Here is an 18545-nt window from a genome sequence, read left to right as displayed (position 1 = left end):
TATGAATCACTGGGGTTCGATGCTAGAGAAAACGCCCGTCCCCCATTAGGACCACGTCAAGGCGGTGTTAGGGGCCAGGCGACAACTGCTGCAGGCGCTGTTGCATCGGGGCACTGTAGTGCACGGCGGCGACTGGAATCCGATCGTCCACGGCGTCGCGGATCTGCTCCACTTCAGCCTCGGTGAAGGCGCCGCACAGCTCGATCAGCTGCACATGCCGGGTCAACAATTCCTGCGCCACCAGCAATGCTTCCTCGACGTTCGCCACGCCGCACAAGGTCGCGGCGAAGGACTCGGACTCAAGACAACCGTTGTGGGTGAGGAACTGCATGCCGGGCGCTTTGAAAATAAAACCGTAACGTTGCACAGCCATCGTCGTGCTCCTTGGGTCGTGAGAGTGCCTAGCCAACAGCCAGCAAGCGGCTGCTCAACTGGCGGCGGTAATCGATGAAAATGGAAGCCAGGGCGCAGGACGCCAGGCGCGCTTCCAGCGGGTCGGCACGCGATGTGAGGATGATCGGCACCCGCGCGCCCAGCACCAGGCCGGCAGCCGTGGCACTCATGAAATGCACCATCTGCTTGAACAGGAAATTGCCGGCTTCGAGGTTCGGTACCAGCAGGATGTCGGCATTGCCCGCCACTTCGCCGCCAATGCCTTTGATCCGCGCCGCCTCCAGCGAGACCGCATTGTCGAAGGCCAGCGGGCCCTCGACGCAGGCATCACCCAGGGCGCCGATCGCCGCCAGTTTGGCCAGCTCGGCCGCATCCTGGCTGGACGGCATGCTGCGAGTCACTTCCTCGGTGCCGGACAACACCGCCATGCGCGGCTTGTCATAGCCCAAGGCGTGCATGAGCTCGATGGCGTTGCGGGCGATATGGATCTTGTCGACGATCGTCGGCTGCACGTTGATCACCGCATCGGTGATCGACAATGCCTTGTCGCTGCCCGGCAGAGTCATATGGAACACATGACTGAGGCGGCTCGCGCCACGCAGCCCGACTTCACGCTTGAGTACCGCACGCAACAGCGTGTCCGAGTGCAGATGGCCCTTCATGACAGCCTGCGCGTTGCCGGCACCGGCCAGGATGCAGGCGACTTCGGCGCACTGTGCATCGTCGCTGACATGCATCAGGCGCAGGTCATGCAGGTCCCAGTCGAGTTCTTCGGCCAGGGCGCGGATCTGCGCCTGGTCGCCGACCAGCACCGGTTCTATCAGCCCTTCAGCGCACGCCCGCTTGGCGCTGCCCAGGCTCAGCAGATTGACCGGGTTGACCACCGCTGTGACCACGCGCGGCAGCGCCTTGGCCCGATCCAGCAGAAAGGCCGGGCATTCAGGTGCAATAGTGCTCAACATGCTTGGATTCCCGTGTGTTCTGGGGGGAAGCTGCAACAACGCCAGAAGGCGCCGTTGAAGTATTCCTGGAGACCAGTGCAGCAGCTAAAGACCACCACACAGGCCGCTGGCTGCAGGTGTCCGGCGCAAACCGGACACCTTGGCCACTCAGACGTAGTCTTTGTACTTCTCGAGGAAACGCACGGGTTTGGACAGCGCATCACGGCGGAACGGATCGCCCAGCTCGCGGGTGCACATGATCTCGATCACCGTGGTCTTGCCGGCCTTTTGTGCCTCGCATGCAGCGATGAGCGCCGGTCCGACGTCTTCCAAACGGTCGACAACGACGCCTTCGGCGCCCATCGAGCGGGCGATGCCGGCGAAGCTCTGGTTTTCCAGCTCGCCTGCCACGAAACGACGGTTGTAGAAGTCCACCTGGTTCTTCTTCTCCGCGCCCCACTGGCGGTTGTGGAATACGATCGAAGTGACCGGGATGTTCTCGCGCACGCAGGTCATGATTTCCATCATCGACATGCCCCAGGCACCGTCACCGGCGTAGGAGATGGCGGTGCGATGCGGTGCGGCGACCTTGGCGCCGATGATGGTCGGCAGCGCGTAGCCGCAGTTGCCGAAGCTCATGGCAGCGAAGAACGAACGCGGCTTCTCGAAGCGCAGGTAGCTGTTGGAAACCGAGTTGATATTGCCAATGTCCGTGGAGACCATGGCATCGGCCGGCATGGCTTTTTCCAGTTCACGCAGGACCTGACGCGGGTGCAGGTAATTGCCCTCCTCGCCACTCTGCTCCTTGATCATATCCAGGGAGTACTCGTCCTTTTCGTGGATCCAGGCACTGAGCTCGTTTTCCCACTCGAATTTTTCCTTGGCGATTTCTTCGGCACGCGCGCCCTTGTTTTCCAGGCACTGCACGTCGAGGCTCTCCAGGCGACCGAGCAGGTTGACCGCTGCCGCCTTGGCGTCGCCGCAGATACCCACGGTGATTTTTTTCACCAGGCCGAGCATTTTCGAATCGCAGTCGATCTGGATCACTTTTGCCTGCTTCGGCCAGTAATCCAGGCCGTGCTGCGGCAGCGTACCGAATGGGCCAAGGCGGGTCCCCAGCGCCAGGACCACGTCGGCGCGCGCCAGCAGCTTCATCGCCGCCTTGGAACCCTGATAGCCAAGCGGGCCACACCACAGCTGGTGACTGGCCGGGAAAGAGTCGTTGTGCAGGTAGCTGTTGACCACCGGAGCACCGAGGTATTCGGCGAGCGCCTGGCAGGCTTCGACTGCGTCGCCCATGACCACGCCACCCCCGGAGATAATCACCGGAAATTTTGCCCCCGCCAGTAAAGCGGCCGCCTCGGCCAGGCTCTGCTCGCCGCCGGCGCTGCGCTCGATACGGATCGGCGTGGGGATCTCGACGTTGATATCGCCGTAGAAGAAGTCCCGCGGAATGTTCAGCTGGGTCGGACCGTTTTCCTGCATGGCCCGATCAAAGCATCGGCCGGTCAGTTCAGCCATGCGTGCAGGATTGGGCACATGCGCCTGGTACTTGGTGATGGTTTCGAAGAACGGCAGTTGCTGGGCTTCCTGGAAGCCACCGAGGCCCTGGCTCATCGATCCGGTTTCAGGCGTGATCACCACCACCGGGCTGTGGGCCCAGTAGGCAGCGGCGACGGCAGTTACGAAGTTGGTGATACCGGGACCGTTCTGCGCGATGCACACGCCGTGACGGCCACTGACCCGCGAGAAACCGTCGGCCATGTGACCGGCGCCCTGCTCGTGCACCACAGGGATAAAACGAATACCGGCCGGAGCGAAGATATCCATCGCATCCATGAAGGCCGAACCCATGATGCCAAAGACATCGGAGACGCCGTTGGCAACCAGTGTTTCAACCATTGCTTCGCTGGGGGTCATGCGTGGCATATAGATCTCTCCATTGTTGTTGTGTTGGAGTTTTGGGGCGGGGCGAGCGAGCCGTCTCACGTTCGCTGGAAGCGAGAACCGGCTGCCTTGGGGCTAGAGTAGGAGGCGGGGGAAGTGCCAGATAGAACCAGTTGAGGACCAACTGTTGCGCCAGCTGGGTCCAGATATTCCAACACTCCCACAGAGGATGGGTCAGCTGAGTTGCTGGATGAGCTCGGCGAGCAGCTTGATGCCCGGACGGATGCGCTCCGCCGGGATCGACGAGTAGCCCAGACGGAAATAGTTGAGCGGCGGGTGCTCACCAAAGAAGTGGATATCGCCGGGCTCGATCAGGATGCCGTGCTCGGCGGCCTCCTTCTGCAGGCGTCGCGCATCCAGGCTGTCAGGTCCCTTTACCCAGTAGCAGGAGCCACCGAAGCTCGGCTCCTTGGAGGATTCCGGCAGGTACTCGCGAAGGGCCTCGCCCATCTGCTGATGGCGCTCCTCGTAAGCCCGCATCAGGCTCATGATCAATGCATCGTGGTAACCACGTTCGAGGAACAGCGCCACCGAGCGCTGATTGTTCGCCGCCGGATGGCGCACCATCAGCCGCCGCAAAGCCCGCGCCTCGCGGATCAGGGCTTCGGGACCTACCAGGTAACCCACCCGCAGGCCGGGTGCCAGGGTCTTGGACAGGCTGCCGACGTAGAGCACCCGATCATGCTTGTCCAGGCTCTTGAGTGCCGGGATCGGGCTGCCCTTGAAGTTGGTCTCGCTCTCGTAGTCGTCCTCGATGATCAGGAAATCGTGCTGATTGGCCCGCTCCAATAATTCGTAGCGGCGCTCCAGGGGCATGGTCACGGTGCTCGGACACTGATGGCTGGGGGTGGTGTAGATCAGGTCGCAGCCATTGAGCTTCTCGCTCATGATCAGGCCCTGGTTGTCGACCGCCAGCGGCTGGATTCGCGAGGGATTGAGCATGGCGATATTGCGGATGTCCATGTACCCCGGCTCTTCGATGCCCATCAGGCTCTCAGGGCGCAACAACAGGCGCGCCAGGATGTACAGAGCGTGTTGCGCGCCCACCGTGACCAGGATTTGCTCGGGGGAAGCCCAGACGCCACGGCGTGGCAACAGGCGCGTCCTGATCTGTTCCATCAGCAGGGGGTCGTCGTTATCGAAGCGGTCCGAAGCCCAGTCACGGATCGCCGGGATGCTGACCGCGTCGCGGCAACATTCACGCCAGTTGGCCGTCGGGAACAGGGCGGGGTCGAACTGCCCGTAGATAAACGGATACTTGTAATTCTGCCAATCCCGCGGCTTGCTCATATTGCGTTGCTGCGAGGGTTGCATGACGAGCCGTCGGGACCAGTCCAGCCCGGTACTAGCGACCTCTTCCTGGCCCCCACGCGGCGCCTCGACCTTGCGCGCGAGGATATCCGGATTGACGTAGTAACCACTGCGTTCTCGGGCCAATAAGTAGCCATCATCGAGCAGGTGTTCGTAGGCGAGCACCACCGTATTGCGCGCGATGTTCAGCTGTTTGGCCAGCTTGCGACTGGAGGGTAACGCGGTATCGAGCGGAATATTGCCGTTGAGAATCACCTGGGCAATCTGCTCGCGCAGTTGCTGCTGCAGGTTGGTGGATTTTTCGGCGGACAAATGAAACAACTGGAACATGGCGGCCTCGACTGAACGGACGACAAGCGCTGGCTTGGCTGCGTAGGAGCAGCCTGCGGCAGCTCCTACCCGTTTCGCATTCCAGCGGTGGCAAGCGTTATGGTGCAAGCCGAGCAAAAGCGTTGTCCAGCGCGGTGATGATCACATCCAGATCCTTCTGTGTGGCGATCAACGCCGGGGCGAAGCATAGCGTGTTGTTGAGCTGCTCGAAGCTGCGGTTGGTACGCCCGATCATCACCCCTTGGCGCATGCAGTCGGCGGCGATGGCAATCGGCACGCTCTCCTCCACCGGCTCCTTGGTCTTGCGGTCCTTGACCAGCTCCAGGCCACAGAACAGGCCCTTGCCGCGCACATCACCAATGATCGGGTACTTGTCCTGCAGCTCACGCAGGCGCCCCATGAAGTACTCACCCATGTGGGTGACATTCTCCAGCAAGCCCTCTTCCTCGATGATCCGCATATTCTCCAGCGCCGCCGCCGGGCCTGCGGTGCAGCCGCCGAAGGTGCTGATGTCGCGGAAGTAGCCCATGCGGTCATCAGCCTCGCCCTTGAACGCCTCGAACACTGCCTCGGTGGTCACTGTGCAGGAGATCGCCGCGTAGCCGCTCGCCACGCCCTTGGCCATGGTGACGATGTCCGGCTGGATGCCGTAATGCTGATAGCCAAACCACTTGCCGGTACGGCCCAGGCCGCAGACCACTTCGTCGATGTGCAGGAGAATGTCGTACTTTTTGCAGATCGCCTGGATGGTCTCCCAGTAACCCTCGGGGGGCGTGATGACGCCGCCGCCAGCGGTGATGGGTTCGAGTACCACGGCACCCACGGTGTCCGGCCCTTCCGCGAGGATTACCCGCTCCATCTGCATGGCGGCGCGCACCCCATAGTTGGCGGTATCACCGAACTGCGAGCGGTATTCGCAGCAGTGGGGGAATTCGACAAAACCCGGAGTGAACGGACCGTACTGATTCTTGCGCTCGAACTGGCCGGTAGAGCTCAGCGCCGTGATCGTGGTGCCATGGTAGTCACGCTCGCGGAATAGAATCTTGTGCTTCTTGCCGCCGTATTTCTTGTGCGCAATCTGCCGCACGATCTTGTAGGCCTTCTCGTTGGCTTCGGAACCGGAGTTGGAGTAATACACCCGGCTCAGGCCAGGCATTTTCTCGATAAGTTTTTTGGCGAACAAGGCGCCGGGAATGTTGCCCGCCGAGTTGGCAAAAAAATTCATCTTCACCAACTGATCACGCACCGCATCGGCAATGCTTTCGCGGCCATAACCCACGTTGACGGTCCACACACCGCCCGAGACCGCATCCAGGTATTCGTTGCCCTTGATGTCCCGGACCCGCATGCCCTTGCCTTCGACGATCATCAACGGATCGTTGTGCTCCAGCGGTTTGTGCTGGGACAGGTGATGCCAGACGTGAGCGCGGTCACTGGCCAATGCCTCGACTGCATCGTACTCGTGAGCTGTTGTTTTCATGCTTACCTCTCGACTGGTGCATTTTTATTGTTGGTCAGCGGGGCAGTACTCGGCATCGCCATGCAGCACTGCCCGATCCACCCCTGAAGACGAAGTTAAGAACAAGCCGCTCGCGCAGTTAGGACCAGTTGTGGCCCAAACGTGATGCCAGCGGCACTGGCCTCACTGCGCAGCCGCGACTGGCTCTTTCAGATGCACCCCCCCTCCCCCAGTGTCATCTGCACTGCTCAATCGATACGGGCTTAAAACAATAAAAAGAGGATTACGCATGTCACGTGTCTATGACTTCGTCATCGTCGGCGCCGGTTCAGCCGGCTGTGTGCTGGCCAACCGACTCAGCGAAAACGGACGCTACAGCGTTTGCTTGCTGGAAGCGGGGCCTGCGGATCGCTATCCGTGGATCCACATCCCGATCGGCTACGCCAAGACCATGTTTCACCCGGTCTACAACTGGGGCTTCTACACCGATCCAGATCCAGGCATGAACGACCGGCGCATCTACTGGCCGCGCGGCAAGGTGTTCGGCGGCTGCAGCTCTATCAACGGGCTGATCTTCATCCGTGGCCAGCGCGCCGATTACCATGCCTGGGCCAGCGCCGGTAATGCCGGCTGGGGTTGGGACGATGTGCTGCCGTACTTCCGCCGCGCCGAGTGCAACGACCTGGGGCCCGGTCCCACTCGCGGCACCGATGGACCGTTATCGGCGTCCAGCATCAAGGCGCGCCATCCGCTCACCGAAGGCTTTATCGGGGCGGCCGAGGCACTGGGTGTGCCGCACATCGAGGACTTCAACACCGGTGACCAGGAAGGCGTCGGCTACTACCAACTGACCACGCGCAAGGGCTTGCGCTGCAGCACCGCAGTGGCCTATCTGAATCCGGCCAAGCGCCGTGCAAACCTGACCATCGAGGCGCTCGCCCAAGCGGAAAAAATTCTCTTTGAAGGAACCCGCGCAGTCGGCATCCAGTACCGCCAGAACGGTCAGTCGCTGACCGTCAAGGCCAGGCGCGAAGTGATCCTCAGCGCCGGTGCGCTGCAATCACCACAGCTCCTGCAACTCTCCGGCGTCGGCCCCGCGCCGCTGCTGAAAAAATTCAATATTCCTGCGGTACATGTTCTGCCCGGTGTGGGTGAAAACCTGCAGGATCATTTGCAGATCCGCCTGATCTACGAATGCACCCAGCCGATCACCACCAACGATGAGCTGCGTTCGCCGCTGCGCAAATTGCGCATGGGCCTGCAATGGCTGCTGACCCGTGGTGGGCCGCTGGCCATCGGCATTAACCAGGGCGGGCTGTTCACCCGGGTGCTGGAACAAAGTGCGACACCGGACATCCAGTATCACTTCGGTACGCTCAGCGCCGACTCTGCCGGCGGCAGCGTGCATCCCTTCTCGGGCTTCACCATGTCGGTGTGCCAATTGCGCCCCGAAAGCCGCGGCCATGTGCGCATCACCTCGACCGACCCCACGCAGCCGCCGTCGATGCAGCCCAACTACCTCTCCACCGAACTGGACCGCCAGACGGTGATTGCGGCGGTGCGCTACACCCGCAAGCTGGCCGCGACCGAACCACTCAATGGTTTGATCCGTCGCGAGTATCGGCCGGGCATCGAGCAGCAGAGCGACGAGCAGATTCTCGAGTTTTGCCGTCAATACGGGGCAACCATCTTTCACCCATCGGGCACCTGCAAGATGGGCAACGATCCACTTGCAGTGGTGGATTCGCGCCTGCGTGTCCACGGTGTGCAGGGCTTGCGGGTGGTCGACTGCTCGATCATGCCGACCCTGGTTTCGGGCAACACCAACGTCCCCGTGGTGATGATTGCCGAGAAAGCCTCGACGATGATTCTCCAGGATTGCCTCCAGCCCGACGCCCGCACGCCACGTAGCGAGGCGGCCCCGGCGGTCAGCACATTGGCCTCCTGATGGAGCATGAAAGTCCGCGCGCCCTCCCTATAAAGACAACAACAGGAGTACCGACATGTCCACGCCCAACCCCGTGCGCAAGGTGGTCATCGCCAGCGTCATCGGCGCCACCATCGAATGGTATGACTTCTTCCTCTATGGCGTCGTCGCCGGCATCGTCTTCAACCATCTGTATTTTCCCAGCGATGACCCGCTGGTATCGACCATGCTGGCCTACGGCACCTTCGCCGTCGGCTTTCTCAGCCGACCGATAGGCGGAGTGATCTTCGGTCACTTCGGCGACAGGATCGGTCGAAAAAGCATGCTGATCATGACGATGATGATCATGGGCGTGGCCACCTTCCTGATTGGCCTGGTGCCCAGTTACGCCAGCATCGGCATCTGGGCGCCGATCCTGCTGTTGCTGCTGCGCGTGGTCCAGGGCATCGGCCTCGGCGGCGAATGGGGTGGCGCCGTGCTGATGGCGTTCGAGTACGCGCCCAAGCACCAACGCGGGTTCTACGCCAGCCTGCCGCAGATCGGCCTGGCCATCGGCTTGTGCCTGGCCTCTGGAGTGGTCGGATTGCTGTCCTACGTCCTGACTGACGCGCAGTTCCTCGAATGGGGCTGGCGCATGGCTTTTCTGCTCAGCGCTGGCCTGGTGTTCGTTGGCACCTGGATTCGCCTGAACGTGATGGAAAGCCCCGAATTCGCCAAGGTCAAGGCCGCCAACGCCGAAGCCGCGATCCCATTCGTGGACATGATGAAGCGCTACCCGAAGAACGTCCTGGCCGGCATGGGCGCACGCTACATCGACGGGGTGTTCTTCAACGTGTTCGGGGTATTCTCGTTGAGCTACCTGACCCAGACCCTCAACCTGCCGCGATCCGAGGCACTGGTCGGGGTGATGGCGGCTGCGGTGGTGATGTGCTTCACCATCCCAATGTTCGGCGCCTTGTCCGATCGTATCGGCCGCACCCGCGTGTACTTCTGGGGATCGCTGATCACCGCGCTCTCGGCCTTTCCGGCGTTCTGGCTGATGATGACCAGCCAGGGCGACATGTTCATGATCTGGATGGCCATCGTGATCCCATTCGGGATTTTTTACGCGGCGGTCTACGGCCCTGAAGCAGCCATGTTCTGTGAGCTGTTCGACGCCAAAGTGCGCTACACCGGCATCTCTTTCGTCTATCAATTTTCCGGCATCTTTGCCAGCGGCCTGACGCCCATGATCGCCACCGCCCTGATGCGCAGCAGCGGTGGCCAGCCATGGACCACCTGTCTCTACGTGCTGTTCGCCGGCGCCATCAGCGCCTATTGCGCCTGGTGGATCGGCAAGCGCAACGGCCAGCGTCGCGTGGCGGGTATCGCCATTCAATCGTGAGCAATCTTGTCATTTGCCATCGCTTAGGGCAGGGTCGATACCACTGACATCTCTGCCGAAGGAGTCACCCATGTCAAAGCTCTATCCCAGTATCGATCCCGAAGGGCTGGTCGAGTACTCGGTGGTCTACACCGACCGATCGCTCAACCATATGTCCCAGGCGTTTCAAGCAGTGATGAGGAACATTTCCAGCACCCTCAAGCAGGTCTACAACGCCGAGGCCGTGGCGGTGGTTCCGGGCAGCGGCACATTCGGCATGGAAGCGGTGGCGCGGCAGTTTGCCGGCGGCCAGCAATGCCTGGTGATCCGCAACGGCTGGTTCAGTTATCGCTGGAGCCAGATTCTCGAGATGGGCAACATCCCGGCGGCCACCACGGTACTCAAGGCCCGGCCGGTCGAGGCTGGTCGCCAGGCCGCCTATGCCCCACCGCCCCTGGACGAAGTGCTGGCGGCCATTCAGACGCACAAGCCGCAGATCGTCTTCGCCCCGCACGTTGAGACCTCATCGGGGATTATCCTGCCCGATGACTACCTGCGCGCCGTCGGTGACGCCGTGCATGCGGTGGGCGGCCTGTTCGTGCTGGACTGCATCGCTTCGGGGGCGCTGTGGGTCGATATGCAAAAATGCGCAGTCGATCTGCTGATCAGTGCTCCGCAGAAAGGCTGGAGTGCCTCCCCATGCTGCGCCCTGGTGATGTTCAGTCCCTTGGCCCTGCAGCGCATCGAGCAGACGCAGAGCAGCAGTTTTGCCTGCGACCTGAAAAAATGGCTGCAGATCATGCAGGCCTACGAACAGGGCGGGCATGCCTACCACGCGACCATGCCCAGCGATTCGCTTGCGCGGTTCAACGAAGTGATGAAAGAAACGCAAGCCTACGGCTTCGACAAGGTCCGCGATGAACAACAGGCGTTGGGCGACCGGGTACGCGCCTTGCTGACCGGCAAGGGCATCAAGAGCGTGGCCGCAGCCGGCTTCCAGGCCCCAGGCGTGGTGGTGAGCTACACCGATGATGCCGACATCAAGAGCGGCAAGAAATTTGCCGCCCACGGCCTGCAAATCGCCGCCGGAGTGCCGTTGCAATGCGACGAGCCAGCCGACTTCCAGACTTTCCGCATCGGCTTGTTCGGCCTGGAAAAGCTGCACAATATCGAGCGCACGGTCAGCACTCTCGAACAGGCGCTGGACGAAGTCTTGAGTCGCTAGCCCTCGTCCTCAGGATCGTTTCTCTCCCAACGAACATGGCGCCAGCCTCCCCGGCTGGCCGCATCGGGGGCCACCAACTGGCCCCTCCCCTGGTCCAGTCTCGCCCCTAGAATCAAGAGCTCCTCCCCGGCCCTTGAGGCGATAGCCATGACTGACCTGAACTTCGAACCCGCCAGCCGCCTGGTCCCAGTCCGGGAGTTGTTTGGTATCGACTCCAGCCTGCGGGTACCCGTGTTTCTCAATGCCGACGAGCATGTGCCGCAGGTCGATGCGGCCTATTGCTTCAACCCGGAAGTCACCCTGGCGATTCTCGCCGGCTTCACCCGCAATCGCCGGGTGATGCTGCAAGGCTTGCACGGCAGTGGCAAGTCGACCCATATCGAACAGGTCGCGGCGCGGCTCAACTGGCCTTGCACGCGAGTCAACCTGGACGGGCATATCAGCCGCCTGGACCTGATCGGCAAGGATGGCATCGTCCTGCGCGAGGGCAAGCAAGTCACCGAATTCCAGGAAGGCATCCTGCCCTGGGCACTGCGTCGGCCCATGGCGCTGATCTTCGATGAATACGACGCGGGCCGCCCGGACGTGATGTTCGTGATTCAGCGCATCCTCGAACGCGACGGCCGGCTCAATCTGCTCGACCAGAACCAAGTGATCCAGCCGCACCCCTCGTTCCGCCTGTTCGCCACTGCCAACACCGTTGGCTTGGGCAACCTGAACGGGCTGTACCACGGCACCCAGGTGCTCAATCAGGCGCAGCTGGATCGCTGGAACATAGTCGCCACCCTGAACTACCTGCCCCGGGCCGAAGAAGTCGCGATAGTCGCCGCGCGGGTACCGCACCTGCTGGCTCGCCATGGCGAAGGGTTGCTGACGCAGATGGTGGCGGTGGCCGACCTGACTCGGCAAGGCTTTGCCAGCGGCGATCTGTCGACCCTGATGTCGCCGCGCTGCGTTATTTCCTGGGCGGAAAACATGGAAATTTTCAGCGACCCGGCACTGGCCTTCCGCCTGTCGTTCCTCAATAAATGCGACGAAGCCGAGCGGCCGATCGTCGCCGAATACTACCAACGCTGTTTCGACCAGGAGCTTGGCGAATCGGCGTTGCCCCTGCTGGCACTGGCCTGAACCCACAAGAGGACCACCATGAACCCGTCGCCCCGCCGCGAGAAACGCCAGCAACAACTCGAAGAACTCTGCGCGGCAACGCTGCGGGCCTTGTCCGGTGAACCACTCGTACGCTACCGCGGCGGCCGCCTGGAAGTGCAGGAACGGCACTTCCCGATACGCGCCCCACACCTGCATCCCGATCCCGAGCACGATGAGAGCCAGGCCTGGCGCGGTGTGGCTGACAGCCTGGCGCTGCGCCTGAAACACAGTGATCAGGCGCTGGTGCGCCAGTTCCTCCCGGCACATCCAATCGCACGCCTGGTGTTCGAGTTGCTCGAGCAACTGCGCGTGGAGTCGTTGGTCGACGACTGTCATCCGGGTGTGCGGCGCAATCTGCTGCGGCGCTTCGAGCAGTGGAGCCAACAGTTTCTCGACTCCGGACAGGCCGAGGGCCACGTCGGCCTGCTGCTTTTCACCCTGGCGCAGATGAGCTGGATTCTGCTGTGTGGCGGCCGCGTCGGGGAACAGACGGAAATGCTTATCGAAGCACCGCGCTTGAGCCTGCTCGGCCATTTTGGCGCGGCCTTCGGGCTGCTGCGCCGCTGTCGGCACGAGCAGATTGCGTTTACCGAGCATGCCCTGCTGATTGCCGCCAAGGCCCAGGAGCTGATCGAACAACTGGACGCCGAACTGCTCGGTAACGACGAGCGCAAGGTCTGCGACATCGCGGAAAAAACCCATCTGGCCTTCGCCCTGTTGCTGGACGTGGATCAGCATGGCGAAGGCGACGTTGCCACCAGCGGGGCTGCCCAAGGTAATCCACGGGGCAGCGACGACGTCTTTACTTACCAAGTGTTCAGCCGCGACTACGATTGCGAGCGTGATGCAACCAGCCTGGTGCGCCCGGAATTATTGCGTGAACTGCGCCAGCGCCTGGACCAGCGTCTGGCCGGCCAGGGCCTTAATCTGCCTCGCCTGGCCAAACGCCTGGGTGCGCTGCTGGCAGCACCTCGGCGCGATGGTTGGGCCTTCGCCCAGACCGACGGCCAGATCGATGCCGGGCGCCTCAGTCGCCTGATCATCAGCCCCGAACAACGGGAGATTTTTCGCCACGAGCAGCAGCGTCCTCACTGCGATTGCCTGGTCAGCCTGCTGATCGACAACTCCGGCTCCATGCGCAACCACATCGAGAGCGTCGCCTTGCTGGCTGACGCCCTCAGTCGTGCCCTGGAACTGGCGGGCGCCCGCAGTGAGATCCTCGGCTTCACCACCGGCCAATGGAACGGTGGGCGTCCTTTGAAACGCTGGCGCGCCGTGGGCCAGCCGGCCAATCCGGGAAGGCTCAACGAGCTCAGCCATGTGGTCTATAAGACTGCCGAAACGTCCTGGCGCCGCGCCCGGCCGAACATCGCCGCACTGCTCAAGTCCGATCTGTTTCGCGAGGGCATCGACGGCGAGGCACTGCTCTGGGCGCGTCAGCGGCTGCTGCAGCGCGACGCACAACGGCGCATCCTGATCATCATCTCCGACGGCTGCCCGATGGACAGCGCCACCCACCAGACCAACCAGCAGGACATCCTCGACCTGCACCTCAAACAGGTGACCCGGCAAATCGAGCAGGATCACAGCATCGAGTTGTACGCCCTCGGCGTCGGTCTCGACCTGAGCCCCTATTATCGCCACAGCCTGGAGCTTGATATGTCGCGCAGCCTGGACAATGCCGTGTTCGATGAAATCCTGCGGCTGCTCCACGGTCGCGGCTGATCCTCGTTTTTCCCTCCCTCAGTCTATTTGGTCCGATCCGCATGGGCGTAGGTGTTTCGGCGCTCGGCGCTCGACGCTCGGCGAAAACAGAAAAGTCGCCGAGCGGCGACTTTTCTTAACAACATTGGCGAATCGTAATGACTAGCTGTTAACCGGTATGACTTCCGGCAGCCCCTTGAGTCGCCGCCAGATGGTGCGAGTAATGAACGCCAGAATCAGAATCGCCAGGCTGACGACGCCCAACGCCAGCGGCATGCGTTGCTCCGGGATGAAAGCCATGCCGGTGACGATGCCGAGCATGCCGAAGATGGCGACGTAAGTCAGGTACGGATAACACCACATCCGCACCTTGAGTTTTTCCGGCGCCTCACGCTCGAGCTTCGCACGCAAGCGCAGCTGGGACAGGGCGATCAGCACATAGACGAAGATCGCCACGGTGCCATAGGAATTGACCAGAAAGGCGAAGATGGTGTCCGGCGATATGTACGACATCACCACCGACAGATAACCGAACAGCGTGCCGAAGAAGATTGCACGACGGGGTACGCCACTGGGGGACAGCTTGGCCAGGCTGCGCGGTGCGTCACCGCGTTTGGTCAGTGCGAACAGCATGCGCGAAGACGCATAGATGCCCGAGTTCAGGCAGGACAACACGGCGGTCAGCACGATGGCGTTCATCACGTGCGCGGCCCAGTCGAAGCCCATGGCTGCCAGAGCGCTGGAATACGGGGTGAGCATGGCCGGCGAGTTCCAAGGGACCAGGGTGACCACCAGCAGGATCGAGCCGACATAGAAGAACAGCACGCGGGTGATCACCGAATTGGTGGCTCGGGCGACCGAGCGCACCGGATCGGCAGATTCGGCAGCCGCCACGGTGACAATCTCCGCACCGAAATAGAATCCCGTCGCCGCCACCGCCCCAGTCAACACCGGGCCGATGCCGTTGGGCATGAAGCCGCCGTGACTGAGCATCGAACTCAGCCCGTGATGGGTTTCGGTCGGCCACATGCCTAGCAGATACAGCCCACCCAACAACAGGAAAACCATAATGGCTGCGACTTTGATCGAGGAGAACCAGAACTCGAACTCACCGAAGGACGCGACCGAGCACAGGTTCGTCAGGGTCAGCACAATCATGAGCGTCAGGCTGATGCCCCAAGCCGGTACGTCCGGCAGCCAGAACTGGATAAGCGAGGCGCCAGCCACCGCCTCCACCGCGACGACGATGACCCAGAAATACCAGTACATCCAACCGGTAAGAAAACCGGCCAGTTGGCTGGTCTGCTTATGATCGGCCCAGGCCATGCGTGCATATTCGTAGAACGATCCCACGGTCGGCAGGGCGCAGGCCATTTCGCCGAGCATGCGCATGATCAGGATGACCAGTACGCCGGTGACCAGGAAGGACAACAGGGCCGCAGGCCCCGCAGACTGGATGACCACTCCGCTGCCGACGAACAGTCCGGCACCGATGACACCACCCAGGGCGATCATGGCCATGTGACGTTGCTTGAGACCCGATTGCAGGCCGCCCTTGGCGTTCTCCGCTCGGGTTTGTTGAGGTACGGACATGCTGCTCACCCCATTCGTTATTATTTTAGGTTGAAAGTCAGTACAGAAGCAGTCAGTCATCGATCTTGCTGGTAGGGGAAGCGACCCTGGCTGCCTGAGCAGTGTCTTCCGGGAGTGCCGAATTTTTTAGGACCAATTACGCCGCGCTGCTGGGGCCACGTCTAGTGATCACCGCCAGGTCACTCCACCTGATGTCGTAGCGCACCAATGATAAAAGCATGCAGCCCATTGACCGCTTTCGACCCGCGAGAGGCCCGACTCCGCAGAACCGACACCTCCATCGGCTCAATGCTGCCCAGGCCGTGCTCACTGCCCAGCACCTGGAGCGAAGCCGACACCGTGCACTGCGTAATCGCCGCAATGGCCAGCCCACCCTCCACCGCCGCCACCTGCCCGGCAAGACTGGAGCTGTTGTAGACCACCTTGAACTGCCGCCCGCGCTGGGTCAGCGAATTCACCGCATACAGCCGAGCCAGGCTCGCGCTTTCGTAGACCGCAATCGGCACCGGGTCGCGCCGCCACAGTTCGAACTGCGGCGAGCCAACCCAGACCATCGGTTCCTTGAACAGAAACGAGCCGCTTTGCGCAGAGTCCCTGGACACCAGCGCCAGGTCCAGATCACCACTGCGTACACGCGGGATAAGCGCAGTCGACTGCTCACACGTCAGTTCTATTTCCACCCCGGCGTAGCGCGGGGAAAAACGCTTGAGCAGCGGAGTCAGATACCTGGCCGCATAGTCCTCGGCGACGCCCAGGCGGATTCGCCCAGACAACTCTTCACCATGAAACGCCGCCTGGGTCTCGGCATGCAACGCGAGCATGCGCCGGGCATAACTCAGCAACGTCTGGCCATCATCCGTCAGTTGCAAATGCCTCGGCCCCCGACTCAACAGCTGCCGCCCCAGCGCAGCCTCCAGCTTCTTCATCTGCATGCTGACGGCGGACTGTGATCGGTTGATCTCGTGAGCGGCGCCAGACAGCGAACCGGCATCCACCACCGCCACAAAACACTTGAGCCAATCGATCTGCAAATCGCTGGCAGGCATCGCCGTCACCTCTATTCGTTAATCGAATGGTTAAGATGTGAATTATGCGCTTTTCAGGAATTCAGTTCATCCGCAAGATTCTGGCCTGCATTAACCTATAGTGAATCTGATCATGCCATTCGACACCTGGTTGCTGTACCTGATTACCTGCTTCGGCATCGCCGTCGTGCCAGGACCGAATGCGTTATTGGTGCTGACCCATGGCGCCATTCATGGCAGTCGCAAAACCCTGTTCACCATCTCGGGCGGCGTGCTCGGCTTTGCGGTGGTGCTCGCGCTGTGCGCCCTGGGATTGGGTGCGCTGATCCAGGCGTCGGCTACCTGGTTTACCGTATTGAAGGTGGTGGGCGGGCTGTATCTGATCTGGCTGGGCTGGGGGCTGTGGCGGTCTGCGCCGATCAATCTCGAGTCGACGGGGACCACGAGCTCCCGGCGTTGGTCGTTGTTCCGCCAGGGCCTGGTGTCGGCCCTGTCGAATCCGAAGGCGCTGTTGCTGTTTACTGCGTTTATCCCGCCGTTCCTTGATCCACACAGGAGCATCATTGCGCAGACGGCGGCGATTGCACTGACGTATGCGGTGGTGGAGTTTATTGTCGAGTATATGGTGGCGAGTGCGGCGAATCGGGTGCGGCCTTGGTTAGCGAGGGCTGGGCGGCGGTTTAATAAGGTGTGTGGTGGGTTTTTTGTGGCGTTTGGTTTGGCTTTGCCGATTCATGCTTGAGTGACAGAGGTTTTGAAAGTGTCGAAGACAAAATCGGCAGACACGACAGCGGTGACTGCTGCCGACATTGAACGATCAATCCAAGCCTTGAACAGGATGGTTGAGCGACTTTGGGGAGATGGCAGAGAGGCTGAGGCAAAAGCCCTTCTCGATGCATTGGATGCGCTTAACAGGGCGTTGGATCGGATCAGGATTGGTGAAAGTCGTAGGGTTAAGACGATTCATTGAAGGCCCCGCCCAAGGCTCCGGGGGCGCAGAATAATTTGTTACAAAACTGCGGGGGTCTTTTTGACATGCACTTGCTGCGCTGTTCTATACCCACTTCAAGCGCATGGATCGTGTTGGCTCCTCATCTCAGAGTCGTATTGGTTGCAGACCGTTAGCTGCTTACCCCCTGAATGGCGGGTACTGCTTGTCCATTGCGCATTCACTCAATAAACACATTAAAACAACGCCCCTAACTCCACCGGGAGGCAGCATGAGTGCATTGCAGCAGCTAAAAGTCCGAATAAAACAAAAAGGCCTGCGTCGCACCCTCAATGTTCTCTGGAAGCGTTATGTGTTTTTCCACTGGGAGTTACTGTGGATGGAGCGTGACCTGGCCACATCGGTTCCGTCCCAAAAGCTCCGGCCCTATTCGGGATTACGCATGGTCGAGGTCGATACACAGAACGCGAACGCGTTCGCCAAGCACTTTGGCGACCGAGTGGAAACCATGCGCGAACTGGCCGCCGAAGGGTATACCGGACATATGTACGTGGACGACAAGGGTGATGCCGTAGCTTTCATTTGGGGCAGCAAACGCAACTACCATGATCGCCATTATTACGGCTGTTGGTTCCCGGTCAACGACGGCGAATTCTTCGCGTTCGGGGGCGAGATGACGCGACGTTACTTCGGTACGGCACTTTCAGTCGATGGCCAAATCTGTCTGTGGCAGGCCATGCAAGCACAAGGCTGTAACAAGGTGGTGAACGTCTGTGAGACGCACAATATTCCAGCCCTGAGAGCGCACATCCGCATGGGGTATCGCGAGCAGGGTCGAGTCATGCATGTCTACGGCTTGTTCGGGCGCTGGCGTCTATTCCGCGAATCCCGCTACAGCGGCTCGCGACTTGAGATCCTTTGCAAGCCTGGGCGGTCTACGGTGGCTGCGCCGGCGTGAGATGCGAAAGTTGAGATCGATTGGTTCTGCATGAGCGCGGGGGTGTTCATCTAGGGGTACGGCACATGAGTCAGCACATCGGTTCTGACTTTGACGACTTCCTCGCAGAACAAGGGCTCATTGAAGAAGTGTCTGCTACCGCCCTCAAGCGTGTCAGCGCCTGTCAAACAGCCGAAGCGAGGAAGCTTCAGTATCAGCAAGAAAGCCCTTGCGGAGCGGATGAATAGCAGCCGCACTGCTGCCATGCAAAAGTCACGCACATGAAAAAGGC

At 61.1% G+C, this 18545-nt stretch carries 15 protein-coding genes and 1 pseudogene; 9 read left to right on the top strand and 7 right to left on the bottom strand.

The window, feature by feature from the left end:
• Nucleotides 1–67 precede the first annotated feature (67 nt).
• From ORL50_RS20800 to ORL50_RS20780, 5 genes are all read right to left on the bottom strand, one after another.
• Nucleotides 68–373 carry a DUF6506 family protein gene (locus tag ORL50_RS20800; RefSeq protein WP_266017646.1) on the bottom strand — a complete coding sequence of 102 codons (306 nt, stop codon included), beginning with the start codon at nt 371–373 and terminating at the stop codon, nt 68–70.
• A gap of 28 nt (nt 374–401) precedes the next feature.
• Entirely contained in the window at nt 402–1355 is a 954-nt protein-coding gene (locus ORL50_RS20795; protein WP_266017644.1) for a bifunctional enoyl-CoA hydratase/phosphate acetyltransferase, read from the bottom strand.
• Between the two features lie 147 nt (nt 1356–1502).
• Nucleotides 1503–3263 carry a sulfoacetaldehyde acetyltransferase gene (xsc, locus tag ORL50_RS20790; protein ID WP_266017643.1) on the bottom strand — a complete coding sequence of 587 codons (1761 nt, stop codon included), beginning with the start codon at nt 3261–3263 and terminating at the stop codon, nt 1503–1505.
• 192 nt (nt 3264–3455) lie between these two features.
• Nucleotides 3456–4922 carry a MocR-like pyridoxine biosynthesis transcription factor PdxR gene (pdxR, locus tag ORL50_RS20785; RefSeq protein WP_266017641.1) on the bottom strand — a complete coding sequence of 489 codons (1467 nt, stop codon included), beginning with the start codon at nt 4920–4922 and terminating at the stop codon, nt 3456–3458.
• Between the two features lie 97 nt (nt 4923–5019).
• Nucleotides 5020–6402 carry an aminotransferase family protein gene (locus ORL50_RS20780; RefSeq protein ID WP_266017640.1) on the bottom strand — a complete coding sequence of 461 codons (1383 nt, stop codon included), beginning with the start codon at nt 6400–6402 and terminating at the stop codon, nt 5020–5022.
• A 268-nt stretch (nt 6403–6670) separates the two neighbouring features.
• On the opposite strand from ORL50_RS20780, the gene ORL50_RS20775 reads away from it, so the two are divergent.
• The 5 genes from ORL50_RS20775 (at nt 6671) to ORL50_RS20755 (ending at nt 13770) form a co-directional block, all read left to right on the top strand.
• Nucleotides 6671–8329: a GMC family oxidoreductase gene (locus tag ORL50_RS20775; RefSeq protein ID WP_266017638.1), complete on the top strand. Its 1659-nt coding sequence runs from the start codon at nt 6671–6673 to the stop codon at nt 8327–8329.
• Between the two features lie 55 nt (nt 8330–8384).
• Nucleotides 8385–9692 carry an MFS transporter gene (locus ORL50_RS20770; RefSeq protein WP_266017636.1) on the top strand — a complete coding sequence of 436 codons (1308 nt, stop codon included), beginning with the start codon at nt 8385–8387 and terminating at the stop codon, nt 9690–9692.
• 70 nt (nt 9693–9762) lie between these two features.
• Nucleotides 9763–10896, top strand: coding sequence for an aminotransferase class V-fold PLP-dependent enzyme (locus ORL50_RS20765; protein WP_266017634.1), 1134 nt, complete (start codon nt 9763–9765; stop codon nt 10894–10896).
• Between the two features lie 147 nt (nt 10897–11043).
• Complete coding sequence (locus ORL50_RS20760) at nt 11044–12024, top strand: AAA family ATPase (protein ID WP_266017632.1); 981 nt, start codon at nt 11044–11046, stop codon at nt 12022–12024.
• A gap of 18 nt (nt 12025–12042) precedes the next feature.
• Entirely contained in the window at nt 12043–13770 is a 1728-nt protein-coding gene (locus ORL50_RS20755) for a cobaltochelatase CobT-related protein (RefSeq protein ID WP_266017630.1), read from the top strand.
• Nucleotides 13771–13911: 141 nt separating this feature from the next.
• On the opposite strand, the gene ORL50_RS20750 is transcribed toward ORL50_RS20755, so the two are convergent.
• A complete protein-coding gene (locus tag ORL50_RS20750) occupies nt 13912–15342 on the bottom strand; it encodes an amino acid permease (RefSeq protein ID WP_266017628.1) in 1431 nt (476 codons plus the stop codon).
• Nucleotides 15343–15521: 179 nt separating this feature from the next.
• On the bottom strand, nt 15522–16388 hold the full coding sequence (locus tag ORL50_RS20745) for a LysR family transcriptional regulator (protein ID WP_266017626.1): 867 nt from the start codon (nt 16386–16388) through the stop codon (nt 15522–15524).
• Nucleotides 16389–16500: 112 nt separating this feature from the next.
• Between ORL50_RS20745 and ORL50_RS20740 the strand changes: the two genes are divergently transcribed.
• From ORL50_RS20740 to ORL50_RS20725, 4 genes and pseudogenes are all read left to right on the top strand, one after another.
• Complete coding sequence (locus ORL50_RS20740) at nt 16501–17109, top strand: LysE family translocator (RefSeq protein ID WP_266017624.1); 609 nt, start codon at nt 16501–16503, stop codon at nt 17107–17109.
• Nucleotides 17110–17127: 18 nt separating this feature from the next.
• Entirely contained in the window at nt 17128–17337 is a 210-nt protein-coding gene (locus tag ORL50_RS20735; protein WP_266017622.1) for a hypothetical protein, read from the top strand.
• A gap of 250 nt (nt 17338–17587) precedes the next feature.
• Nucleotides 17588–18274 (top strand): GNAT family N-acetyltransferase, encoded by a 687-nt coding sequence (locus tag ORL50_RS20730; protein WP_266017620.1) that lies wholly within the window; start codon nt 17588–17590, stop codon nt 18272–18274.
• Nucleotides 18275–18339: 65 nt separating this feature from the next.
• Nucleotides 18340–18514, top strand: a pseudogene (locus ORL50_RS20725) (Fis family transcriptional regulator); the annotation flags it as partial.
• Between the last annotated feature and the right edge of the window lie 31 nt (nt 18515–18545).

The organism is Pseudomonas sp. RIT-562 (assembly GCF_026241895.1).
GTDB lineage: Bacteria > Pseudomonadota > Gammaproteobacteria > Pseudomonadales > Pseudomonadaceae > Aquipseudomonas > Aquipseudomonas mandelii_F.
The sequence above is the reverse complement of the archived record's forward strand: the minus strand, read 5'-3'. Positions and strand labels throughout refer to the sequence as shown.